The organism is Sphaerochaeta sp. S2, from assembly GCF_016406725.1.
In the GTDB taxonomy this organism is placed as follows: Bacteria; Spirochaetota; Spirochaetia; order Sphaerochaetales; family Sphaerochaetaceae; genus Sphaerochaeta.
Window position 1 is genome coordinate 1 of the sequence record NZ_JAEKNT010000334.1, and the last position, 4,923, is coordinate 4,923.

Sequence of the window (4,923 nt, forward strand, 5' to 3'; positions counted from 1 at the left end):
ACTCAAGTCCGGCAAGTGGCAGAGAAAGCTACCAGGGGGGTCTTGGACAGATGTGGTAAGTGGCTCAAACAGCGAGACCGTTGTAGCGGCTACCAAGGTACTGTCAGTAAGCGCAAACAAAATGACAGGCAATATCTGGCAGATTGAATACAAGTTTGTGGCAGTATACACCGACCCTGTACTTGGCCTCGACCTTGACTATGAAATGGTCATTGCCTTCAACAGGGTTGCAAATGGCACATCTTTTGTTGTGGCAAGGGCATTTACTCCAAGTGGAGACCAGTTCAAGAATGGCAATCCTTCCAGCCTCAAGGTAAAGGCAGAGTTGATTCGTGGTACTACCCAAGACACCACCAACCTTACCTACGCTTGGGAGAAGTCCACAAACGGTACTACATGGTCTGCAGTAACAGGAAGCACCTCGGAGCTGTCAGTCACCCCTGCGATGGTCGATTCGTTTGCAATGTTCAGATGCAAGATTACCGACACAGACGCTTCCTCGGATACCTACCAAGATGTATTCACCACGGAGGGAGTAACCATCCTTGATGTGAGTGATCCGTATCAGGTGGTCATTGAATCCTCTGCTGGTCAATTCTTCAAGAACAATACCGGCTCTACCACCCTCAAGGCATTGGTCTATCAGGATGGGGCAGAGGTGGATTCTGGGGGCACTGGACTTACCTATACATGGACTATGACCGACAAGGACGGAGTTGCAGATGCAACCTTCGGGACAAAGAATGGAAAAACCATTTCCGTATCCCACGATGAAATTGAGGTTAAGGGAACATTCTTCTGTTCCGTTAGCTAAGGAGACTGTACATGCTTGCTTCCGCTTCCATAACACTTACCAACCTTGCTGATGGGCTTACCACATTCTATCAGTATGCAAAGAATACAAGCGACACAACCCCTCCTGACACAGGGTGGAGCACAGCTATGCCTTCAAGAGCTTCTGGTGAGTTTATCTGGAGGCGTGAAGGAAGTGCACTGTCCTTGGAAGAGGTAACAGCATGGGGAAATACTGTATGCCTTACAGGAGCAACAGGCCCAAAAGGTGATGCTGGGGAACAAGGCCCACAAGGGCCTCCAGGCAACCCAGGGGAACTTGGCATCTATGCTGATGGGACTACCCTTCATGTCAAGGGCTTTGCAGAGGACGGAACACTTACTGCACCCTATGCTTATTTATATGCAGAAGGGGCAAGACACGAAGTAAGTGCATATTCAGAGACCCTTACCAATGATGGTCAAGGGTATGTCCTCTTTGACGGAAGCACAATCCATTTTGCAAAACTTACAGCAAATGGGGAGTCCAAGAAATGGGTGTCCTACAATACGCTTGAAGAATACTCAACATCGATGTGGGTGATTGGGTCTTTTATGAAGAACGGTGAACTGATCTATGATATCGAGACAATTCCTCCTCAGCGAATGGATCAGTTTGAGATACGCCACTTCATGGAAATCCTGAATTCTGGGGATATCCAAGATATTAATGTATGGGCACAGGCGAATGGCATCGGAACGGTATTTGAGCGAATTGCAATGCTTGAGGCGTTCGTTAATAAGCTATTTGCAAATCAAATAGAGATAATGAGTGGTGGGTCAATCTTATCAAGATACACTCCGGAGGGGAATCCACCCAGCGATGGGGGAGGATTCTTTCTTGGTTCAGATGGTATATTCAAGGCAAAGAGTGCTGTATTGGATAGCGCAATTATAAGCGGAACAGGAACATTCAAAGGTGTGATTGACAGCCCTCCCTTAAAAACAACTACTGCCAGTAATGCTGGAGACCCGAAGACATTCACTAGCAAGACTCACTATATCGGTACATCTTTAGATACCTATCTACAGGGACTTGGAGTGCCGACAAACACTGAACACACATTATCCGGAACTATTAATGGGTCAGCTTTCAGTAAAGTAGTGAGGTCTACGGGTGGTGCATATATAAACCTTGCGACTATTAGCGGATCAGACTCAAATTATAGTTGGGAACATTCTTCTCATGATTACTATGATGTGCTTTTAGGGCATCAGAGAAGTTTCACTATTGAGGTGGATGGGTTGTATTCTATTCAATTAAAAGCTCCGGATTGTGACCGAGATAAGGGATATTATGGGTTTAATTCTCCTGTGATTGTTTACAAGAATGGAACCCCGCTTTTTACCAATATGAATGTACATTCTTCTAGGCTTAATACTATTTATATAGAAGTTTATGATTTGGTATTGCTGACCACAACAGAGACAGCATCAACAACTGTCTCACTCTCCAAAGGTGATGTAATATCTTATTTTTGTCCTATGCACGCTGAATGTGAAGATCAAGCATATCCTGGTACTATCCGTAAAGCATATTGGGCAGGTACTTCATATGTATATATTAAAAGACAGTTCCCTACCTCTGGTGTATTTTTAAGACATACTAATACTTATACAAGAATAATTCCAACCTATTTTTATAACATCGGTAGCATATCCTTTTCGAGTGGGACATTTTTGCCTGCTATATTATATGCTAAAGCGACAGGGTTTGTCTCAGGTGTTTCATCATATGCAATAAACGAAATGAAAGCTGCAACAGGAAGCCTGATATATGATAATCGTACTTATACGATAATTGGAGTATCAAAAAACTCAGCAAGCAGCATGACTGTCTTTCATACTGAGGGGTCGATTTTATTCTCACTTCCCAACGGTGATCCTGGGACAAGTGGGTATTACAACGCATCAGGCTCGTTCTCTGTAATATCATCGGTTGCTGGTGCTGAAGTAATGAATATAAATGCAAAAGAAGCAGATACTTATTCAATCGGGAATACAAAGCGATTCTTGCAAATAGCGGCAAAGAATATGACAGCAACCTCATTCAACGCTTCCTCACTGAGAATTCTCAAGAAAGACATTAGTAAGTATAAGGAGTCTGCTCTTGATGTCCTCAATCAGGTTGAGGTAGTCAATTATCGCTATAAATCTGATGACGATGAATACCTGCATACAGGATTGATTGCAGATGATTCCCCTGAATGTCTCACAGGAAAGAACCACGATGTGATGTCACTCTCTGATACTACAGGAATGCTCATTAAAGCAGTACAGGAGCTTGATGAGAAAATCCATAAGTTGGAGGGCCGATAATGGCTACAGGATTTAAGATTGATGGAAGGGACTTTGATGTCATATGTGCCCGAAAGAAAACATCTGACGAGACTCTCTCTGACCTTGGATTTACCCAGCTTAATAGCAGATATACAAAACTGGTTACAAAATACAACTGGAATAAGCTTACCCCCAATATCGACAGATACAAGCAGGATGGCTCTACCTTATCGATAGCAGCCGCTGGTTATGCTCCTGGTGCTCATAGTCGATTTTCTCTGACTAGCCCAGGTACGTATTACCTATCAAGGAGTGGCTCTAGCTTGTTGCTTACAGGCGCAACTACGACAACTATTACTTTTGCTGAAGGCGCACCTTATTACGTCCTCTGTGTAGGTGTTGGTGGTGGTGCTAGCGGAAGTGGAGCTAGCGGTAGTAAAGATGGTGTTGGGGGGCAAGCCGGAGGAGGATGTATGTTCTATCTCCAAGTACCAGACAGCCCGAACAAAGCTACGATAGTTGTAGGCAGGGGAGGAGGCTCGGATGCTGGGCAAAATGGTGAAGATGTTGATTATTGCAATCCAGGTTCAGCAAGCTATGTTAACTACGGAGGAAGCCAGATAACCATGAATGGCGGTGGAGGCAGGAATAATGGAGCCACAGTATCCTACCCCACAGCAAATACGATAATGGGCAGAATTCTTTCTGTAACCGGTGCAAAAGGGACACATGGTACTGGAACCAGTCAATCTGCACAGTCTCATGCTACGGGGGTAGGAGGAAGTGTAGGATGGTCTGCACATTCTGGTGGGGCAGCTCCTGGAGGCGGAGGAGGTGGTGGTGCATCAATTTTCGCAACCGGTGGACGAGGAGGAAACTCCAGTGCCGGAAGTCCAGGTAGTTATGGCTCTGGTGGTGGTGGAGGCTCAAACAAATGGTTTAATGGAAAGGCCGGAGCAGCAGGTGGTAATGGACGTATTGATATCTACTATTAAGGGGTGTACCAATGGCATTGCTCGATAAAGAAGAGAACTATATACGAATAGTACCAAGCAAGGAATCACAGGAAATGATCGATGCCTATGCTTACAAGGGTGTTGAACATCGTATTAAAGAAAAGAACAACATAGCATACATATCGTACCTGCAAAGAAATGCTCAGGAATTGACAGACTCCCTCTATAACGAAATGAAAGAATATTTCATAGCTTTGGGTTTCACCATTGATGGTTCTATCAGCTCAAGTGAAGAACAAGAATACCTAGAGCAATACCCAGATTTCAAAAAGAAGAAAACTGCCTATGACTTGGCATTTTATGAGTATTGCATGATTACCAATTACCTTCAGGGAGGCGAGCCGCCTTCTGAACCATTATCAATGCTGGAGAGCTATCTTGGTTGTGAGATTCCTGCTGACGTATTTATTGAAGCTCCACAGATACTTTCAATTGCAATCGGAAAAAATACAGAGACAGCTCAACAAGCATACGAAGAGGTCAAAGCCTTAAAAATATTTGGAGAGACGAGAGACATATGAAAACACATCTTGAGCTTGCACAACTTTTCAAACAGATTACCAAGTGGGACACCATTGGTACTGACACCCAGTACAAGATTATCCACTACCCCGATGAGGTTGTGATAGTCTTCGCTCCATCCAATTCCAATTCGGACTGGAAAATTAACTTCAGCTTTCCCAAGAAGCCCTACAAACGAATGCCGACACCATTCTATGTTCACGGTGGATTTCTTGATGAATGGAAGAAGATTAACGATGATTTCCTCAAGGCTGCTGCAAATATCGACAAGCCC

5 protein-coding genes are annotated in these 4,923 nt (G+C 44.3%); all 5 read left to right on the forward strand.

The genetic code is table 11. The features are described from left to right. Positions 1-814, forward strand: an 814-nt coding sequence (locus tag JF818_RS09780; RefSeq protein ID WP_198891828.1) for a hypothetical protein, incomplete at its 5' end; no start/stop codon positions are given. Between the two features lie 11 nt (positions 815-825). Then, positions 826-3,150: a tail fiber domain-containing protein gene (locus tag JF818_RS09785; protein WP_198891829.1), complete on the forward strand. Its 2,325-nt coding sequence runs from the start codon at positions 826-828 to the stop codon at positions 3,148-3,150. Then, the gene (locus JF818_RS09790; RefSeq protein ID WP_198891830.1) at positions 3,150-4,106 is read left to right on the forward strand and encodes a hypothetical protein; all 957 of its coding nucleotides are present in this window, start codon (positions 3,150-3,152) and stop codon (positions 4,104-4,106) included. Before JF818_RS09785 ends, JF818_RS09790 begins: the two co-directional genes overlap by 1 nt. A gap of 11 nt (positions 4,107-4,117) precedes the next feature. After that, positions 4,118-4,648 (forward strand): hypothetical protein, encoded by a 531-nt coding sequence (locus tag JF818_RS09795; protein ID WP_198891831.1) that lies wholly within the window; start codon positions 4,118-4,120, stop codon positions 4,646-4,648. After that, positions 4,645-4,923: hypothetical protein (locus tag JF818_RS09800; protein WP_198891832.1), on the forward strand; the 279-nt coding region annotated here is incomplete at its 3' end. The genes JF818_RS09795 and JF818_RS09800, both read left to right, overlap by 4 nt.